General features: G+C 63.0%; 13 protein-coding genes and 4 pseudogenes. 11 read left to right on the top strand and 6 right to left on the bottom strand.

The features are described from left to right. Nucleotides 1-70: 70 nt before the first annotated feature. From pstB to N0A20_RS08380, 4 genes and pseudogenes are all read right to left on the bottom strand, one after another. Nucleotides 71-853 carry a phosphate ABC transporter ATP-binding protein PstB gene (gene pstB / locus N0A20_RS08395; RefSeq protein ID WP_260583428.1) on the bottom strand — a complete coding sequence of 261 codons (783 nt, stop codon included), beginning with the start codon at nt 851-853 and terminating at the stop codon, nt 71-73. Nucleotides 854-855: 2 nt separating this feature from the next. Continuing rightward, the gene (gene pstA / locus N0A20_RS08390; protein WP_260583427.1) at nt 856-2,112 is read right to left on the bottom strand and encodes a phosphate ABC transporter permease PstA; all 1,257 of its coding nucleotides are present in this window, start codon (nt 2,110-2,112) and stop codon (nt 856-858) included. Beyond that, nucleotides 2,105-3,482 (bottom strand): annotated as a pseudogene (pstC, locus tag N0A20_RS08385) (phosphate ABC transporter permease subunit PstC). Before pstC ends, pstA begins: the two are co-directional and overlap by 8 nt. 266 nt (nt 3,483-3,748) lie before the next feature. After that, on the bottom strand, nt 3,749-4,789 hold the full coding sequence (locus tag N0A20_RS08380; protein WP_260583870.1) for a substrate-binding domain-containing protein: 1,041 nt from the start codon (nt 4,787-4,789) through the stop codon (nt 3,749-3,751). A gap of 211 nt (nt 4,790-5,000) precedes the next feature. Between N0A20_RS08380 and N0A20_RS08375 the strand changes: the two genes are divergently transcribed. The 4 genes from N0A20_RS08375 (at nt 5,001) to N0A20_RS08360 (ending at nt 10,116) form a co-directional block, all read left to right on the top strand. Then, nucleotides 5,001-7,343 (top strand): SIR2 family protein, encoded by a 2,343-nt coding sequence (locus tag N0A20_RS08375; RefSeq protein ID WP_260583424.1) that lies wholly within the window; start codon nt 5,001-5,003, stop codon nt 7,341-7,343. A 7-nt stretch (nt 7,344-7,350) separates the two neighbouring features. Beyond that, a complete protein-coding gene (locus N0A20_RS08370; RefSeq protein WP_260583423.1) occupies nt 7,351-7,746 on the top strand; it encodes a putative quinol monooxygenase in 396 nt (131 codons plus the stop codon). A gap of 475 nt (nt 7,747-8,221) precedes the next feature. Further along, nucleotides 8,222-8,770 (top strand): hypothetical protein, encoded by a 549-nt coding sequence (locus N0A20_RS08365; RefSeq protein ID WP_260583422.1) that lies wholly within the window; start codon nt 8,222-8,224, stop codon nt 8,768-8,770. A gap of 161 nt (nt 8,771-8,931) precedes the next feature. Further along, nucleotides 8,932-10,116: a hypothetical protein gene (locus tag N0A20_RS08360; protein WP_260583421.1), complete on the top strand. Its 1,185-nt coding sequence runs from the start codon at nt 8,932-8,934 to the stop codon at nt 10,114-10,116. A gap of 15 nt (nt 10,117-10,131) precedes the next feature. Here N0A20_RS08360 and uvrA read toward each other — a convergent pair whose 3' ends face one another. Beyond that, nucleotides 10,132-13,026, bottom strand: coding sequence for an excinuclease ABC subunit UvrA (gene uvrA, locus N0A20_RS08355; RefSeq protein ID WP_260583419.1), 2,895 nt, complete (start codon nt 13,024-13,026; stop codon nt 10,132-10,134). Between the two features lie 182 nt (nt 13,027-13,208). Here uvrA and N0A20_RS08350 point away from each other — a divergent pair, with 182 nt between their 5' ends. The 7 genes and pseudogenes from N0A20_RS08350 (at nt 13,209) to N0A20_RS20085 (ending at nt 17,321) form a co-directional block, all read left to right on the top strand. After that, nucleotides 13,209-14,369 carry a hypothetical protein gene (locus N0A20_RS08350; protein ID WP_260583417.1) on the top strand — a complete coding sequence of 387 codons (1,161 nt, stop codon included), beginning with the start codon at nt 13,209-13,211 and terminating at the stop codon, nt 14,367-14,369. Between the two features lie 5 nt (nt 14,370-14,374). Beyond that, the gene (locus N0A20_RS08345; RefSeq protein WP_260583416.1) at nt 14,375-15,085 is read left to right on the top strand and encodes a serine protease; all 711 of its coding nucleotides are present in this window, start codon (nt 14,375-14,377) and stop codon (nt 15,083-15,085) included. A gap of 145 nt (nt 15,086-15,230) precedes the next feature. Then, nucleotides 15,231-15,530 carry a hypothetical protein gene (locus N0A20_RS08340; RefSeq protein ID WP_260583414.1) on the top strand — a complete coding sequence of 100 codons (300 nt, stop codon included), beginning with the start codon at nt 15,231-15,233 and terminating at the stop codon, nt 15,528-15,530. A gap of 81 nt (nt 15,531-15,611) precedes the next feature. After that, a pseudogene (locus tag N0A20_RS08335) lies at nt 15,612-16,043 on the top strand (peptidase M13); the annotation flags it as partial. A gap of 22 nt (nt 16,044-16,065) precedes the next feature. Further along, complete coding sequence (locus tag N0A20_RS08330; RefSeq protein WP_260583411.1) at nt 16,066-16,629, top strand: M13 family metallopeptidase N-terminal domain-containing protein; 564 nt, start codon at nt 16,066-16,068, stop codon at nt 16,627-16,629. After that, nucleotides 16,526-17,113 (top strand): annotated as a pseudogene (locus N0A20_RS08325) (M13-type metalloendopeptidase); the annotation flags it as partial. The gene N0A20_RS08330 and the pseudogene N0A20_RS08325, both read left to right, overlap by 104 nt. A 49-nt stretch (nt 17,114-17,162) precedes the next feature. Continuing rightward, nucleotides 17,163-17,321: a M13-type metalloendopeptidase gene (locus N0A20_RS20085; RefSeq protein ID WP_312846642.1), complete on the top strand. Its 159-nt coding sequence runs from the start codon at nt 17,163-17,165 to the stop codon at nt 17,319-17,321. Between the two features lie 108 nt (nt 17,322-17,429). Here N0A20_RS20085 and N0A20_RS08315 read toward each other — a convergent pair. After that, a pseudogene (locus tag N0A20_RS08315) lies at nt 17,430-17,876 on the bottom strand (BCCT family transporter); the annotation flags it as partial. Nucleotides 17,877-17,919: the final 43 nt, after the last annotated feature.

The following is a 17,919-nucleotide window of genomic DNA, read 5'->3' as shown; positions in this document are numbered from 1 at the left end:
GTCGAGACGCCCCTCGGTCCTGCACGGCGTCTCGACTACGCTCGACGCGAACGGAGAGGGGATGCCAGCATCACCCATAGCGGCCGGTGATATAGTCCTTCGTCCGTTCCTGGCGCGGGTTGGTGAAGATGTCGGTGGTCTTGCCATATTCGACCAGCGTCCCGAGGTGGAAAAAGGCGGTGCGCTGCGACACGCGCGCCGCCTGCTGCATATTGTGCGTGACGATCACGATTGCGAACTTGCCGCGCAATTCGTGGATCAGTTCCTCGATCTTCGCGGTCGCGATCGGGTCGAGCGCCGAGCAGGGCTCGTCCATCAGCACGACTTCGGGGTCGACCGCGATCGCGCGCGCGATGCACAGCCGCTGCTGTTGCCCGCCCGACAGCGCGGTGCCGCTCTCGGCGAGCCGGTCCTTGACCTCGTCCCACAGGCCGGCGCGGGTCAGCGCCCTTTCGACGATGCCGTCGAGGTCGGCCTTTTGCGGCGCGAGGCCGTGGATGCGCGGGCCATAGGCGACATTGTCATAGATCGATTTCGGGAAGGGGTTGGGTTTCTGGAACACCATGCCGACGCGCGCGCGCAGCTGCACCACGTCCATGCTCGGCGCATAGATATCCTCGCCGTCGAGCTTGATCTCGCCGGTCACCTTCGCGCCCGCGACGGTGTCATTCATCCGGTTGAGCGAACGCAGGAAGGTCGACTTGCCGCAGCCGGACGGGCCGATGAAGGCGGTAACCAGGTCGGTGCCGACGTCGATCGACACATTGTTGATCGCCTGCTTCTCGCCGTAAAAGACGTTGACGCCGTGCGCGGTCATCTTGGGGTCGGCGATAGTGAGATCTTCTTGGGTCATGATCACCAGCGTTTTTCAAACTTGTTGCGAAGATAGATGGCGAGCGCGTTCATCGACAGCAAGACGATGAGCAGCACGATGATCGCGGCGGAGGTCTTTTCGACGAAGCCGCGGTCGACCTCGTCCGACCAGAGGAATATCTGCATCGGCAGCACCGTCGCGGGCGAGCAGATGCCGCCGGGCACGTCGCCGATAAAGGCGCGCATCCCGATCAGCAGCAGCGGCGCGGTTTCGCCCAGCGCGCGCGCCATGCCGATGATCGTGCCGGTCAAAATGCCGGGCAGCGCGAGCGGCAGGACATGGTGGAACACCACCTGCACCGGGCTCGCGCCGACGCCGAGCGCCGCGTCGCGGATCGACGGCGGCACCGCCTTGATCGCGTTGCGGCTGGCGATGACGATCACCGGCATCGTCATCAGCGCCAGCGTCAGTCCGCCGACGAGCGCGCTCGCCTGGCAGATGCCGAACCAGTTGATGAACACCGCGAGCGCGAGCAGCCCGAAGATGATCGAGGGCACCGCCGCCAGATTGTTGATCGACACTTCGATCAGGTCGGTCCAGCGGTTCTTCGGCGCATATTCCTCGAGGTAAAGCGCGGCGAGCACCCCGGTGGGGAAGGCGATCAGGAAGGCGATCAGGATCGTCAGCACCGACCCCTTGAGCGCCCCCCAGATGCCTGCGACCGCGGGGTCGGTGGCGTCGGCGTTGCGGAAGAAGGGCCAGTGGATGCCGGTCGACAATTTGCCGTCCTTGCGCAGCGCATCGACCGTCGCGCCCAGCGCGCCGCTCGCGCCCTCCTTCGCCGCGATATCGACGCCGCTCGAGGCGGGCAGGTCGAACAGCGTCTTGCCTTTCAGCAATTCGGGGTCGTCCTTGATCGCCGAGCGCACTTCCTTCCACGCATTTTCGCTGATCAGCGACGATCCGCCTTCGCCCAGCGCCCGGTCGGCGGAGAGCGCGACGATGTCGGCGAGCCCCGCGCTCGCGATCGCCTGATCGGCGCCGGCATCGCCGAACCGCGCGGGGTCGATCGTCAGCGGCGTGCCCGCAAAATCGACCGGAACCGCAACGTGCGTATAGGTGAAGCCGCGCAGCCCGTTGCCGACCATGACGAACAGCAGGAAGGCGAGGAAGGCGCCCGACGCGAGCACCGCGGCGAGCCCGAGCAGCTTGAACCGCCGCTCGGCACCGTACCGCCGCGCGATCCGCGCCTGCATCGCCGCGCCCTTCCAATCGGTGGGAGAGGTCATGTCACTCATAGGCTTCGCGATATTTCTTGACGATGCGCAGCGCGACGATGTTGAGGAGCAGCGTCACGACGAACAGCACGAGGCCGAGCGCGAAGGCGGCAAGCGTCTTGGCGCTGTCGAATTCCTGGTCGCCGGTCAGCAGCTTGACGATCTGCGCGGTCACCGTCGTGACGCTGGCAAAGGGGTTGGCGGTCATGTTGGCGGACAGCCCGGCGGCCATCACCACGATCATCGTCTCGCCGATCGCGCGGCTGACCGCGAGGAGGATGCCGCCCATCACGCCGGGCAGCGCGGCGGGGATCAGCACCTGGCGGATCGTCTCGTTCGGCGTCGCGCCGAGCGCCAGCGACCCGTCGCGCATCGCCTGCGGCACCGCATTGATGCTGTCGTCGGCCATCGACGAGACGAAGGGGATGATCATCACCCCCATCACGATGCCCGCCGCCAGCGCGCTTTCGGTGCTGGCGTTCGGGATGCCCAGCATCGCCGCGAAATTGCGCAGCGCCGGCGCCACCGTCAGCGCGGCGAAATAGCCATAGACGACGGTCGGCACGCCCGCGAGGATCTCGAGGCACGGCTTCACCCAGCGGCGCACGCGCGGGTCGGCATATTGGGTGAGGTACACCGCGCTCATCATGCCGACCGGGATCGCGACAATCATCGCGATGATCGCGCCGATCAGCACCGTGCCCCAGAACAGCGGGATGCCGCCGAAGGTGCCCGGAACCGGCGCCCCGCTCGTCGGCGCCCAATTGGTGCCGAACAGCAATTCGCCGGGCGGCACGAGCCGGAAGAAGCGGATCGATTCGAACAGGAGCGACAGCACGATGCCGAAGGTCGTCAGGATCGCGACGAGCGACGCCAGCAGCAGCACCAGCATCACGATCTTTTCGACCCGCGATCGCGCGCGGAAATCGGGCTGGATGCGCGTGTAGGCATAAAGACCGCCCGCCAGCGCGAGCGCCAGCATCGCGCCGATGCCGATCCAGGCATATTTGTGCCCCGCGGCGGCATAATGTTCGACCAGCGGCGCCGCGGCGGGGATGCGCACCGCCTCCTGCCGCCCCTGCGCGACGTTGCGCGCGTCGGACAGGATCGCACCGCGCTCGAAGCCGAAGGCGGGCAGGTCCTTCGCCGCCTCGCTCGCCAGCACGCTGTTGGTGACGAGGCCCGGCGACACCGCGCTCCACACCGCGAGGAACAGCGCCGCGGGGGCGAACAGCCACAGCGCGACATACCAGCCATGATATTGCGGGCGCGAATGGAGCTTTTTCCCGGTGCGGCCCGCGAGCAGCGCCGAGCGCGCCCGGCTTAGCCAGCCAGCCGATCAGCGCGAGGCCGGCGATCAGGAGCAGCAAGGCGGCGGCGTTAAAGGTCACAGTGTCCCCGTTATCGCATTTGCGTCATCATGTGGCCGACCCAAAGCGGCGGCGCATGGCAGTTTCGTGACTCGGCGTCATATTTTGATCCCCTCCCCCTTGAGGGGGAGGCCGGGTGGGGGTGTACCCTCGCTTGCGGCGACGCGAAACCTCGTGGTTTCGCTCCCCCACCCCTCGGTCCCCTCCCCGCAGGGGAGGGGAAGAAGACGAAAAACCGGCGGCTCGGCGCGGGAATGAGGTCCCATCCCCGGCCACCCGTGCCGCCCTTACTTGAGCTGCGACCCGTCGAGCGGCGTCATGCCCTTCGCCACGGCCGCCGCAGCCTCGGCGCCGCGTCCCGACAGCACGATCAGCCCCTTTTCGGCGAGATAGCCGCCTTCGCCCGATCCTTTCAGGAATTCGGCGACATATTCGGCGAGGCCGGGGATCACCCCGACATGCTTCTTCTTGACGTAGATATAGAGCGGGCGCCAGCCGGGGTAGCTGCCGTTGGCGATCGTCTCATAGGTCGGCGACACGCCCTGTACCGGCACCGCCTTGATCTTGTCCTTGTTGGCCTCGAGATAGCTGAAGCCGAAGATGCCGAGGCTGGTCGGGTTCTTGTCGAGCTTCGAGATGATCAGATTATCATTCTCGCCCTGCTCGACATAATAGGGCGCGCCGCGCAAGGTCGTGCAGATTTCCTCATGCTTGTCCTTGTTGCTGTCCTTCAGCGCCTTCATGCCGGCATTGGCGTCGCAGCCCTTGCCGAGGATCAGCTCCTTGAACGCATCGTAAGTGCCGCTGGTCGACGGCGGGCCGAAGACCGAGATGGCGACGGCGGGAAGGGCGGGGTTGACGTCCTTCCACGTCTTCGCGGCGTTGGGCTTGCCATAGGGGTTGGCAGCAAGAGCCTTATAGACATCCTCTTCCGACAGCTTGAAGCCGGGGCCGCGCGCGGCCTCGCCCAGCGCGATGCCGTCGATGCCGATCTGGATTTCGACGATCTCGGTCACGCCATTCTTGGCGCAGGTGTCGAACTCCTTCTTCTTGATGCGGCGCGAGGCGTTCGCGATGTCGGGGGTGTCGCCGCCGACGCCCGCGCAGAAGCGTTCGAAGCCGCCGCCGGTGCCGGTGCTGTCGATCTTGGGCGTCTTGTTGCCGGTCGCCTCGGCGAATTTCTCGCCGACGGTGGTGGCAAAGGGATAGACGGTCGACGAGCCGACGGCGCTGATATAATCGCGCGCCGCGCCGCCCGAGGAGGCCTGGTCCTGGCACGCGGAAAGCGCCAGCGCGATGGTCGCGGCGCTCGACGATGAGGGCGAAATTCTTGGCCATGGGATGATCCTGTCGGGGGTCGCTAACGGAGCGAACCGCCACCCCCGCGGCGACTCGCTGAGTGGCCAATGGGGGTTTTGTGTGACGTGTTTGTGACAGGGATTGTCATATATATGTCATTGCGCCGCTCGCTTCGCCGCCGGGGCGAAGGCTTGTCTGCGGCGGGAATGTAGCTTAGCTAGGATGGGTGAGGGAGATCATATGTTAAAAGTATCTGAACCTGGCCTTCTTCAGGCCGATCTTTCTGATCGGGTCAATATATTCTTGGGTGCGGGCTTTTCAACTTTGGCCGTGAATGCCAAAAAGCAGAATCTTCCGACGGGAAATGGCTTAAAGGAAGCGCTGATTGGTAAATTTGAAAGGACAGAGCTTTCTGATCTTGATTTACAGTCCGTGTATACCATCCTATCAAGCGATTCTAAGTCAGATGTCGATCAGTTTTTAATAGATATATTTAATGTAGATAGTGGCTTTGAGCAGTATGATGATCTAAGAAATATTTCTATTAGTCATATCTATACTACTAATATAGATAACTTGGCCCGCAAAATTTTTCGTCCGATTGACGGTTTTGCGTCTCCGGTATTCCATGATGTTCATGAATTTGGAGAGCCGCGAGATATAGGATCGGCAATTCAATATATTCCTTTGCATGGATGCGTTGATCACGAAGAGCCCAATTTCGTTTTTACAGCCGGACAGATATCTTCGGCCTTCCAATCGGACCAGCAAACTTGGTTTGTTTTCCAGAGGGAATTGCAAAGGCGACCTACTCTGTTTCTCGGCTACGGCATGAACGACGCTGGGGTGCTGCAGGCGCTCCATAATTCCACTCTTGGTAACGCGAATAGATGGGTGTTGCTTTACGAAGCTACCGAAGCCGCGCGTAAGTTGTATGACAGCCTAGGTTTCAATATAGTTGAAGGTTCAATTGAGGACTTTCTTAATTATGTCGGCGACTTACCTTCGGTGACGAAGGCTTTTGAGGCTCGCACTGTTCTTGGGAGAATCCCATCGCGGGATCAGGTGGCGCAACGCCCGGTGCGAGTATTCTTTCTTGGTGCCGAACCGGAATGGTCAGATGCTTATTCGCCCCAAGTTGTTAAAAGGCGGCCCCTTAGGACAGTCCTTGATAAAGCTCTGCAGGGCAAAAATGTATCGATCGTTGGCCTTCCGCTGTCAGGAAAAAGTACAATTCTACGGCAAGTGGCAACGGAACTCAGCACAAAAAGAAGGTGTATATACTTTGATAGGCTATCTATTGCAATAGCTCAGGAGATTATAGCAGAATATTCCGATTCATCTAATAAGCCAGTGGTTTTCATTGATCAGTTTATAGATTCTCGAGACGGATTTAACATGCTCGCTGATGCTGGCGGTTTCAAATTCATCGTTGCGGAATCGAGCATATTTTATGACTCTATTAATCCCCGTAGCCTGAGGGCTCCGTTGGAGACGGTTTCGTGCACCTCGGTATCGCCTCCCGATATGCAATCCATCCTCAACTCATTACCTGCTGATATTCGACGGAGAAATCAGTCGACAACGCCTGCTAATATGATTGAGGATGCAGAGTATCTGGGATTATTTGAGGGTCTAGTAAGGCATGTATTTGACCAAGATCTGAGATTGCGGTTTCGAAACAAGCTTGCGGAGTTCGAGCAGCGAGATTCTCGCGCATTTGATGTCTATTTGATGGCGTGCTATTCTAACATGTGTCGAACGCTTGTCTCTTATGACATGATCCATATGTTTCTTCATACTAAGGATTATGCTGAGGGGTATGATATTGTTCAAAGAATTAATGAATTCGTCGGAGAGACTGACAATCCAGACGACTCAACGCAAGACCATTTCAGCGTTCGATCCTCGGGATTGGCGAGAATTGCTATCCGGGAAAGTCGGCAAGAAGCCTTTGGTCGGATGTATGATCGTTTCCATAAGAGCGTGGGTCCTCGAGTGATACCTGACTACCGAACGTTTCGTCGTTATGCCTACGACAATGATTTCGCCGTTAAGGCATTTCCTGATCCAAAAGATGGTAAGGCTTTTTATGAAAAGTTGTTTTTAATCGCTGAAAATGCATATGATTATCAGCATGGCGCAGTTTATATGTCGAAGAAGGGTAAGTATTCTCAGGCGTTTGAATGGATTGACAAGGCTATGACCATTACTGGAAACAGGAACTTTGCAATTCGTAACTCTCACGCTGTAATTCTATTTGAAGCTAACATAGGTGTGTTTGAATCTAATGTAGGTGACAGCATAGCGCTTGACGGAATAAGGGAAAGCATGAGAGTCCTTCAGTCTTGTATCGAGAATGATCAATGGCGTGGATATCATCTTCTGCGATTCTCAGACCAAGCAATGAGAGTCGCAAAACATCTTAGGACGCCCGAATCATTCGCTTGGCTTGGTGTTGCGCAGGCGAAACTCTCGGATGCATTCAAATCCGCCTCAAAGCTAGGTAGTAGAGATAGTTATAATGCAGCAAAATATAGACGGCTGCTGCGGGAAGTGGAATCCTCGCTGATTGAGTTTTGACGCGATTATGATCCTCATCACCGGCCACGTCATCCTCACCCCCGAGCATCGCGAGCGCATGATCGCGCTCGGCGCCGAGCATAGTGCGCGGTCGCGCGGCGAGCCGGGGTGTCTGGCGCACAACTGCCATATCGATGTCGAAAACCCCGACCGGCTGATGTTCGTCGAGGAGTGGGCGAGCATCGAGGCGGTGCGCACCCATTTCGCGGTGCCCGCGTCGGGCGCCTTCGTCGCCGAAATGCGCGCGCTGTCGCCGGAGCCATGCGGCGATCCGCATCTACACCGCCGAGGATGTCACCGGGACGCTGATGGGGGCTTAGATTTATCTCACGCAAAGGCGCAAAGGCGCGAAGGGGGTTGCGTGGGGTTTCTGACGGCGGGTTTGGCCCGCTGGCGGGGCTAAGTCTCACACAAAGACACGAAGAGGGTAGTTGGGGGCGCCGATGTCGTGTGTCGGTCGGGCGTTGGCGGGACTATGGCCGGACTTCGTCCGGCTTTGAAAGGCACGGCGGTCGTTCGGCAACCGACCGGTAGCGACCGAAAACTGCCCTCTTCGTGTCCCTTCGACTGCCTTGCAGGCGCTCAGGACAGGCTTTGTGTGAGAAATCTCTTCTTCTCTTTCTTCTTCGTGCCTTTGCGCCTTTGCGTGAGATAATCTTTTCCCGAACCCAGGCTGGCGTCCTCAAGCGGGACCCCGGGTCGGTGCCCGGGGTGACGAAAGGGCGGGCTGACGACAAAGCGCAGGGGTGACGACCATCATCTTCCCTCCCGCTTGCGGGAGGGGGTGGGGAGGGTAGCAACGGCTGCGAGACGGGACGGCGACATGCCCTCCCCAAACCCCTCCCTGAAGGGAGGGGCTTTCTTTATGTGCGGGGGCTATGAGCGGGTTCGAATTCGTCTTTTCGCTGTTCGGGCTGATCCTCGGCCTCGCGCTGGCCGAGGGGCTGGGCGGGCTGGCGCGGGCGCTGAAGGCCAGCCACCGCGTGCGCATCGGCTGGCCGACCGCGCTGCTCGGCCTGTTCGTGTCGTGCGACGTCGTCACCTTCTGGATGTACGGCTGGGCGGTGCGCGAGGCGATTCCGATCAGCTGGCCGGTGCTGTTCGGCGGCTTCCTGATCACCGCGCTCTACTTCGTCGCCGCGTCGCTGGTCTTTCCCGACGACCCGGAGGAGTGGAGCGGCCTCGATGCCCATTTCGACAAGCACCGGCGCAAGGTGATCGGCGCGGTGATGCTGTGCAACGTCGCGCTGCTGGCGGCCGTCATCGCGCTGGGCGCCATGCCGGGGCTGGATGCGCGCAACGCGGTGGTCACCTGGTCCTTCTTCCCCGTCGCGGCGCTGGCGATCGCGGCGAAGGACCGGCGCGCCGTGATCGGCTGCCTGCTGTGGCTGATCGCGCTCTACCCGCTGTCGGCGGTGTGGCATTGAAGCCGTTGCCGCCGAGTCCGCCGCGGTTGACATGACCCACATCTGACCAGCATGTCCGCTGGTATCGGCCTTGCGCCATCCGCGGGGGGCTTGGAACGAGGGAGCGGGATGACGGACGACAACAGCTACAAGGCTGAGCCATCAGGGATATCAGTGGCAACATGGCATGGACTCGGCGTCGTTCAACGCGGGCGCCGAGCAGCGCGAGCGCGAAGCGGCCGAGCAGCCGGCGTATCGACCAGCAGAATGCCGCCGCCCGGCAGGACATGATGACGCAGGGGCGGTCGCCGCCCGTCAATTGGGGCGCGTCGGCGCGGCCGGTCGGCGGCGGTGGCGATGCGGGGGGACTTGGCATCCTGGTGCTGATCGGCGCGGCGGGCTGGCTGATCTGGACCCTTTTCTATGTGCTGTTGGGGATCGCGGTCGTGGTGGCGGTTACGGGAACCGCGCTGTGGGCGTGGATGCCGCGCGCCGGTGGACGGCCGGACTGGCGTGACGCGACGATTCAGGCGGGCATCGCGATGCTGATCGGCCCTGCGGCGGCCGCCGCGTTCGGCCTGCTCGCCTATGCCAGCGCCGCCAACGGCGGGCCCGAGCTGATTCCGGGCATGGGCATGGTCGCGGCCGGCTATGTCGGCCCGTCCGACATGGCGCGGCACATGGGGCCGTCGGCGCTGGTGCTGCCGTTCGTGCTGGCGCTGGCCGCCGCGACATGGTGGCTGAACCGCGCATTGCCCAGCACCCCGGACATCGCGCGCGGCGCGCGCTGGGCGGCGCTGGCGCTGACCCTGATCGCGGCGCCGGTGTTCGGCACATTGCTGGCGCTTTGGCTTGGCAGTATGATGAACCCCGCTCCGGTCCTGTCCATCTTCCACGAGCCCTATCATGTTCCCATCGCCATGGCCGGTGCGGTCGCGGCGGGCACCGGTCTGGCGGCCGCCGCGGGCGGCGGGCTGGCCGCGATGCTGCGCGGGCGCGGCTGGCGGGTGGCGACGACGGGTTATGCGGCGCGGCGGTCGGCGCTCGGCTTTCTCGTCTATGCGGCGCTGCTGATGTTCCTGTTCATACTGTTTCGCGGCGCCGACAATCTGCTTGGCGGTATCGGGCGGCTGACATCGCCGTGGGACACCGGCGATGCGGGCTTCACGCTGGCGGGTATGCTGGGCTTTCTGCTGCTGCAGGCCGCGCCGTTCGGGGTCTTCGTCGCGATCGCGCGCGAGGTCCAGCACGAACGCGACACGGCGAAGCGGCTGATGCTGTTGCTCGGCGCGCAGGCGGCGGTGCTCGCGGTCGCGGTCGGGGCGATCATTCTCTTCTGGAAGCTGCTTTTCACGCTCGGCATCTGACCGCCGTTTTGTCCGTTACCGGGCGAGCAGCGGCGCCAGATATTGCCCGGTGTAGCTGCGCGGGTTCTTCGCGACCTGTTCGGGGGTGCCGCTCGCGACGACCTCGCCGCCCTTGACCCCGCCTTCGGGGCCCATGTCGATGATATGGTCGGCGGTCTTGATGACGTCGAGATTATGCTCGATCACGATCACGCTGTTGCCCTGATCGACCAGCGCCTGCAGCACCTCCAGCAATTTGCGGACATCCTCGAAATGCAGGCCGGTGGTCGGCTCGTCGAGGATGTAGAGCGTCTGCCCGGTCGAGCGGCGCGACAATTCCTTGGCGAGCTTCACCCGCTGCGCCTCGCCGCCCGACAGCGTCGTCGCCTGCTGCCCGACCTTGATGTACCCCAGGCCGACGCGGACGAGCATCGCCATCTTGTCGCGGATCGCGGGCACCGCCTTGAAGAAATCGGCCGCATCCTCGACCGTCATATCGAGTACGTCGGCGATACTGTAGCCCTTGAACCTCACCTCCAGCGTTTCGCGGTTGTAGCGTTTGCCGTGGCACGTCTCGCACGTCACATAGACGTCGGGCAGGAAGTGCATCTCGATCTTGATGAGGCCGTCGCCGGTGCAGGTCTCACAGCGCCCGCCCTTGACGTTGAAGCTGAAACGCCCCGGCTTGTAGCCGCGCGCCTGGCTTTCGGGGAGCCCCGCGAACCAGTCGCGGATCACGGTAAAGGCGCCCGTATACGTCGCGGGGTTCGAGCGCGGGGTGCGGCCGATCGGCGACTGGTCGATGTCGATCACCTTGTCGCAATGCTCCAGCCCCTTCAGGCTGTCGTGCGGCCCGGCGACCATCCGCGCGCCGTTGAGTACGCGCGCCGCGCTGGCGTAGAGTGTGTCGATGATCAGGCTCGACTTGCCGCTGCCCGACAGGCCGGTGACGCAGGTGAAGGTGCCAAGCGGGATCTTGACCGTGACATTGTCGAGATTGTTGGCGCGTGCGCCCTTCAGCACCAGGTCGAAGCCATTGCCCTTGCGGCGGCGCGTCGGAATCTCGATCCGCTTGGTGCCGTTGAGATAGGCGGCGGTCAGGCTCTTCTCGCTCTGCAGCACCTCGTCGAGCGTCCCCTCGGCGACGATTTCGCCGCCGTGGAGGCCGGCGCCGGGGCCCATGTCGACGACATAGTCGGCGTGGCGGATCGCATCCTCGTCATGCTCGACGACGATCACCGTGTTGCCGAGGTCGCGCAGGCGCTTCAGCGTCGCGAGCAGCCGGTCGTTGTCGCGCTGGTGGAGGCCGATGCTCGGCTCGTCGAGGACGTAGAGCACGCCCGACAGGCCGCTGCCGATCTGGCTGGCGAGGCGGATGCGCTGGCTCTCTCCGCCGCTGAGTGTGCCCGAGGTGCGGTTGAGGTTGAGGTAATCGAGCCCGACATTGTTGAGGAAGCCGAGCCGCTCGTTGATCTCCTTGAGGATCGCCTTGGCGATCTGGCGCTGGGTGTCGTTGAGTTTCGCGTCGAGCGTCCCGAACCATTCGAGCGCATCGGCGACGCTGCGCTGCGCCGACAGGCTGATATTCTCGCCCGCGATCTTCACCGCGAGCGGTTCGGGGCGCAGGCGCGCGCCGTGGCAGGTCTCGCACGGCTGCGGCGTCTGATATTTCGACAGCTCCTCGCGCATCCAGGCGCTTTCGGTCTGCAGCATGCGGCGGTTGAGGTTGCCGATGACGCCCTCGAAGGGCTTGTGCGTGGTGTAGCTGCGCTTGCCGTCCTTGAAGGTCAGTTCGACCGGCTTGCCGCCGGTGCCGTAGAGGATGACGAGCTGCACCTCCCCGGGCAGGTCCTGCCACGGCGTCGTGAGGTCGAAGCCATAGGCTTTGCCGAGGCTTTCGAGCACCTGCATATAATAGGGCGATGGCGGGTTCGATTTCGCCCACGGCACGACCGCGCCCTTCTTGAGGCTCAGCGCATGGTTGGGGACGACGAGGTCGGGGTCGAACTCCTGCCGTTCGCCGAGCCCGTCGCACGCGGGGCAGGCGCCCTGCGGCGCGTTAAAACTGAAAAGCCGCGGCTCGATCTCGGCGATGGTGAAGCCCGAGACGGGGCAGGCGAATTTTTCGGAGAAGATCAGGCGGTTCGCGGGGATGCCCGCGCCCTTCATCGCGCCGCCGGTGTCTTCCTCCTCGCGCCCCGGGACGGGCCCGTCGGCGAGGTCGACATAGGCGAGCCCCTCGGCGAGTTTCAGCGCGGTCTCGAAACTGTCGGCGAGCCGCGTGCCGAGCCCTTCGCGGACCGCGATGCGATCGACGACGACCTCGATGTCATGCTTGTATTTCTTGTCGAGCGCCGGCGCCTCGCCGATCTCGTAAAATTCGCCGTCGATGCGGACGCGCGTGAAGCCGTCCTTCTGCCACTGCGCCAGTTCCTTCTTATACTCGCCCTTGCGGCCGCGCACGACCGGGGCGAGCAGATAGGCGCGCGTGCCCTCGGGCAGTTCCATCACGCGGTCGACCATCTGGCTGACCGTCTGCGCGCTGATCGGCTCGCCGGTGGCGGGCGAATAGGGGATGCCGACGCGCGCCCAGAGCAGGCGCATATAGTCGTAGATTTCAGTGACGGTGGCGACCGTCGAGCGCGGGTTGCGGCTGGTCGTCTTCTGCTCGATGCTGATCGCCGGGGAGAGGCCGTCGATATGCTCGACGTCGGGCTTCTGCATCATCTCGAGGAACTGGCGGGCATAGGCCGACAGGCTCTCGACATAGCGCCGCTGCCCTTCGGCATAGATGGTGTCAAAGGCGAGGCTCGACTTGCCGCTGCCCGACAACCCGGTGATGACGACCAGCGCGTCGCGCGGCAGGTCGACGTTCACGCCCTTCAGATTATGCTCGCGCGCACCGCGCACCGAAATATGGGTGAGACTCATGGGAGGGGTGTGTTCCAGATTTGTTCTTGGTGCGCAAGGGGGCGCGTGTCGCGAAGATAGGGCGCCGGGATGGAGACCACAATGGCACGGCGTTGGCGCTTCCATCCTATACGATGCGACCGTTTTGCATAAGCTGGCGAGCAATGGGTGGCGGGGGCCACCCGCGCGACAAAGGGGGCGATATGGCGAAATTGCCGTGCTTGAAGGCAGCTTTGTGCGCTGTTCTTTCCCTGATGGTGGGCGGATGCGCGACTGTCGCCACGAAGACGTCCAATGGTACCGGAAATGCGGGCATATCCTATCATCTGCCCGAGGCCTGGGTGAAGCTGACCGTAGTCGAGACCGACGGCGTGCTGACCGCGACGGTCACCGCGCCGGTGATGGCGCCTGATCCCGATTACCGTCTGACCACGCATATCCCGCCTGGCGCTTTTTCCGACAACAAGGTCACCATTACCGTCACGCCGAAGACCAACCTGCTGTCGACCTTTTCGGCGACCTCGGTCGGCCGGGCGAACGACATCGTCACCGGCGCGATCAAGAGCGCATTGAACCTGCAGGCGAGCGGCGCGGCGAGCGGCACCATCATATTCGACAAACTCTATCGTTATACCGATGCCGCGACTGCGACCGCCGACGCCGATACGCAAATCCGGCAATATATCGCGGGCTTGTGCTCTGTCGGTCAGGTTCCTGCGACGCTCAAGGAACGGTGTGACCGATTGAAGGTTCTGGCCGCGACGGGCGGGCCGTTGTTGCAATTGATGATCGACGATGCCCGCCCCAATCCGGCGTCCGTCGCGGTGCTGAATGGCGCCGCCATTCCGGCCGAATGCGAACGCGGCCTGTGCTACCGGCCGATGATACCGATCCGGATTTCGCTGTTGGTCGGTACGGTCAGCCAGACCTCCGATATCGTGCTGGTGCCCGATCGATCCGCAGTCAACTGGGTCAGCTTGCCATCCGGCGTCTTCGCGACCCAGAAATATAATCTGTCCTTCACCGAGGGAGTGATGACTTCCTATGAGCAGGACGGGCAGAGCGAACTCGTCGGGCTGGTCAGGCTTCCCCTGACGGTCGTCAGCGCGATCATCTCGGCGCCGGCCGAGGCGCTGGGTTTGAAGAAGACGGCGCTCGAGGCCGAAACCAACTATCTGACGGCGGTTGGCAACAATGCCGAAAAGGTAAAGGCCGTAGGCGATCTGTGCAACGCGGGCCCCGCGCGCTGTCCCGAAACAGCCGCCAAGATCATTCGGGGTGCCACGGCAGATCCGGAAAAGAAGGACGACGTGCAGATCGGCGGAGGAGACGGGGGCGGCCCGCCCATCAATCCGGGGAATTAGGAAGGATGGCGCGCGCCTGTCCCGACGGTCTGCAAGCCGGTTTCGGGTTGGGGGGCGACTATCGCAACGCGATCTGTCTCATCAAATCCGATTTCGGCTATCAGCCGGACGGGTTGAAGCTGATGGTAACGGGCACAGGTTTCCATATCGCCAACCGTCGGCAGTCGAGCTTTGTCGCGACCGCTGCGCACAATATCTACAATCACGACCTGAAGCGTTTTGCACGGCGGATCGACTGCTGGTTCGCCCGCAATGGCGGTGTGGCATCGGCCAGCCGGGAGGCTCAGGAGGTTTTTGTCGGTGAGGCTTATACGGCAGCCGCGGTTCCCGAGGTCGCGCACGACTTCGGCCTGCTCCGCGTCAGCGGGCTGGGGACCGACCGCTTTCCGGGCATCCAGATGCGGGAATCGCGCGCACCGACCATATTCGACGCACGCCTGATCGGCTATCCCGACGAAGATGCATGTTACGGACGTTTCGCGCCCTATCACGCCGATGTCCTGTTCGGGTCGCAGGGCAATGACGGGTTCGACTATCCCGCAGGCCAAGCTAGCTATCGCGGGATGAGCGGCGGCCCCCTGACGGGCCGCGATTCGGTGAGCGGCCCGGTCCTTGCCTATGGACTGCATATCCGTGGCCCGAATGACAGCGAAGTCCGCGCTGTCCGGTTCAGCCCGCGGGTGACTTCCTTCTATCGGCGCTGGCTTGATCCTTAGCTTCGCGGACGACCTTTCCACCAACTCCCCAATGGCTTCGACCAATGTCCGGGCCCAATCTTGACCCCTGCGGGCGGCGGGCGGACAAAGCTTTCATATTTGCCGTCCGCCGGGAACGGGCTGGCGCGCGAAAGGAGCTGGGGAAATGAAGAACTATCTTGCAGGGGCCGCTGGCCTCGCGTTGGCGGCGGCGTTGGTCGCGGTGCCGGTGCTGGCGAACGACATGACGCCCTTCGCGCCCCTGAAGGCCGAGACTGGGGACGCCGCTGGCGCGAAGGCGGATGACGACGCGTCGCTGAAGGCGCTGACCTTCGGCACCTGGGGTGTCGATCTGGATGCGTGCGACACGTCGGTAAAGCCCGGCGACGATTTCGACCGCTTTGCCAATGGCGGCTGGTTCGCGCGCACCGAAATTCCGGCCGATCAGGCGTCGGCTAGGCGTTGATTATGACGTCTATAACCTGACCCAGCGCCAGTTGCGCCAACTGGTGACCGGCGCGCTGCGGCGACAAGCCAGGTCGGCGGATTGTACCAGAGCTTCGTTGACGAGGCGCGGGTCGAGGCACTCGGCGCGAAGCCGTTGATGGCCGACCTTGCCGCCGTCGCCGCGATCAAGGACAAGGCGGCGATGGCGCGCTTCATGGGCGCGTCGCAAGGCGCGTTCGGCATCACGATCGTCGGCGGCGGCCCCTATGCCGATACCGACGACCCGACGGTGAACGTGCTGTGGCTGGGGCAGGGCGGGCTAGGACTGCCCGAGCGCGAATATTATCTCGACGATCAGTTCAAACCGCAGCGCGACGCCTATCGGGCCTATATCGTCCGAACATTGCGCCTGACGGGGGCGAAGAACCCGGAGGCCGCCGCCGACGCGATCATGGCGTTCGAGACCGAGATTGCGAAGGTGAGCTGGAAGATCGCCGACCGCCGCGACATCGGCAAGATCAACAACCCGATGTCGTCGGCCGAATTGGCCGCCTATGCGCCGGGGCTCGACTGGGACGCCTGGTTCGTGCGGCGCCGGGATCGCGCTGCAGAAACGGATCATCGTCAACGAGACGACCGCGGTCCGCGATATTGCCGCGCTCTATGCCAGGACGCCGCTCGAGACGCTGAAACTGTGGCAGCAATTCCATGTCGCCGACCAGGCCGCGCCCTATCTGTCGAAGGCGTTTGTCGACAGCCGCTTCGACTATACGAAAGTGCTGAGCGGGGTTTCGGAACTCCGCCCGCGCTGGAAACGCGGATTGACGCTCGTCGACGGCAGCCTTGGCGAACTGGTGGGCGAAACCTATTCGGCCCAGTATTTCCCGGCAAGTGCCAAGGCGAAGATGGAGGCGCTGGTCGCCAATCTGAAACTGGCGATGGGCGACCGTATTCGCGCCAACGGCTGGATGGCGCCTAGCCACCAAGCAGGCGGCGCTCGCGAAGCTCGACAAGATGGACGTCATGGTCGGCTATCCCGACAAATGGCGCGACTATTCGGGGCTGAAGATCGACCCCGCCGACCTTTACGGCAATGTGAAGCGCAGCAGCCAGTTTGAATATGCCTATCAGCTCGCCGACCTGAACAAGCCGGTCGACCGCAAGAAATGGTCGATGAACCCGCAGGAAGTGAACGCCTATAACGGCGGGCTGGAGAACAAGATCGTGTTCCCGGCGGGCATATTGCAGGCGCCCTATTTCAGCGAAAATGTCGACGACGCCGTCAACTATGGCGCGATCGGCGCCGTCATCGGGCACGAGATCGTCCATGGCTTCGACGATCAGGGACGCAAGATCGACGCCAATGGCGCGGTACGCGACTGGTGGACGCCCGAGGATGCGGCGCGCTTCGACGCTGCGGCGAAAGCGTTCGGCGCACAATATGCGACCTATGAGGCAGCACCGGGCGCGTTCATCAACCCCGACCTGACGATGGGCGAGAATATCGCCGACCTTGCGGGGCTGGAGGTCGCCTATGACGCGTACCATCGCTCGCTCGGCGGCAAGGAGGCGCCGGTGATCGACGGGCTGACCGGCGACCAGCGCTTCTTCCTCGCCTTCGCGCAGGCGTGGCGCGACAAGGCGCGCGAGGATTCTGATCAAGCAACAGGTCGCGAGCGATCCGCACAGCCCGGCGCGCTGGCGGATCATCGGCCCGGTCCGCAACGTCGATGCCTGGTACACGGCGTTCGGCGTCGGCGCGGACGCCAGATATTATCTGAAGCCCGAAGACCGCACGAAGATCTGGTAGCGCTAGTCGGGCATGGCGGGGGCGGCGACCGGCTTGGCCCCGCAAGGCCATGACGGCCAGCGACAGGGCCGCGCCGACGATCACGAACAGGGCCGGGAAACCGCCCAGAACCGACATCATGCGAATGCCATCGAGCCCCGCCGCAGCGACGAGCACCATCGCGATCAGTCCGACCGCGACGCCCCAGACGATCTGGGTCCACAGCGGCGCTTCGGGCTGTTCGGGGGTGATGCCGTGCGTCGACAGCGCGCTCATCGCCGAGACATTGGCGTCGGCGCCGGCGACATAGGACAGGAAGATCGCGAAGAGCAGGATCGCGGTCAGTGCGGGACCGCCGCCGAGCGCATCGAATAGGCGGAACAGGATGGGATCGGGCCCCTGCGCGGTAAGGATCGCGTACAGGCTGGCGCCGTTTTGCTGGTCGATGACGATCGCGGCGCCCGCGATCGCGGTCATCCACACCGCGCCGAACAGCGACGGGAGGATCAGGTTGAACAGGATGAAGGCGCGCACGCTGTATCCGACCGCGAGGCGGCCCAGGAACAAGGCGGTCACCGGCGCCCAGGCAAACCAGTTGCCCCAATAGAAGATCGTCCAT

The organism is Sphingopyxis sp. PET50, from assembly GCF_025244705.1.
GTDB lineage: Bacteria > Pseudomonadota > Alphaproteobacteria > Sphingomonadales > Sphingomonadaceae > Sphingopyxis.
This window is presented reverse-complemented; position numbering and strand designations above follow the sequence as displayed.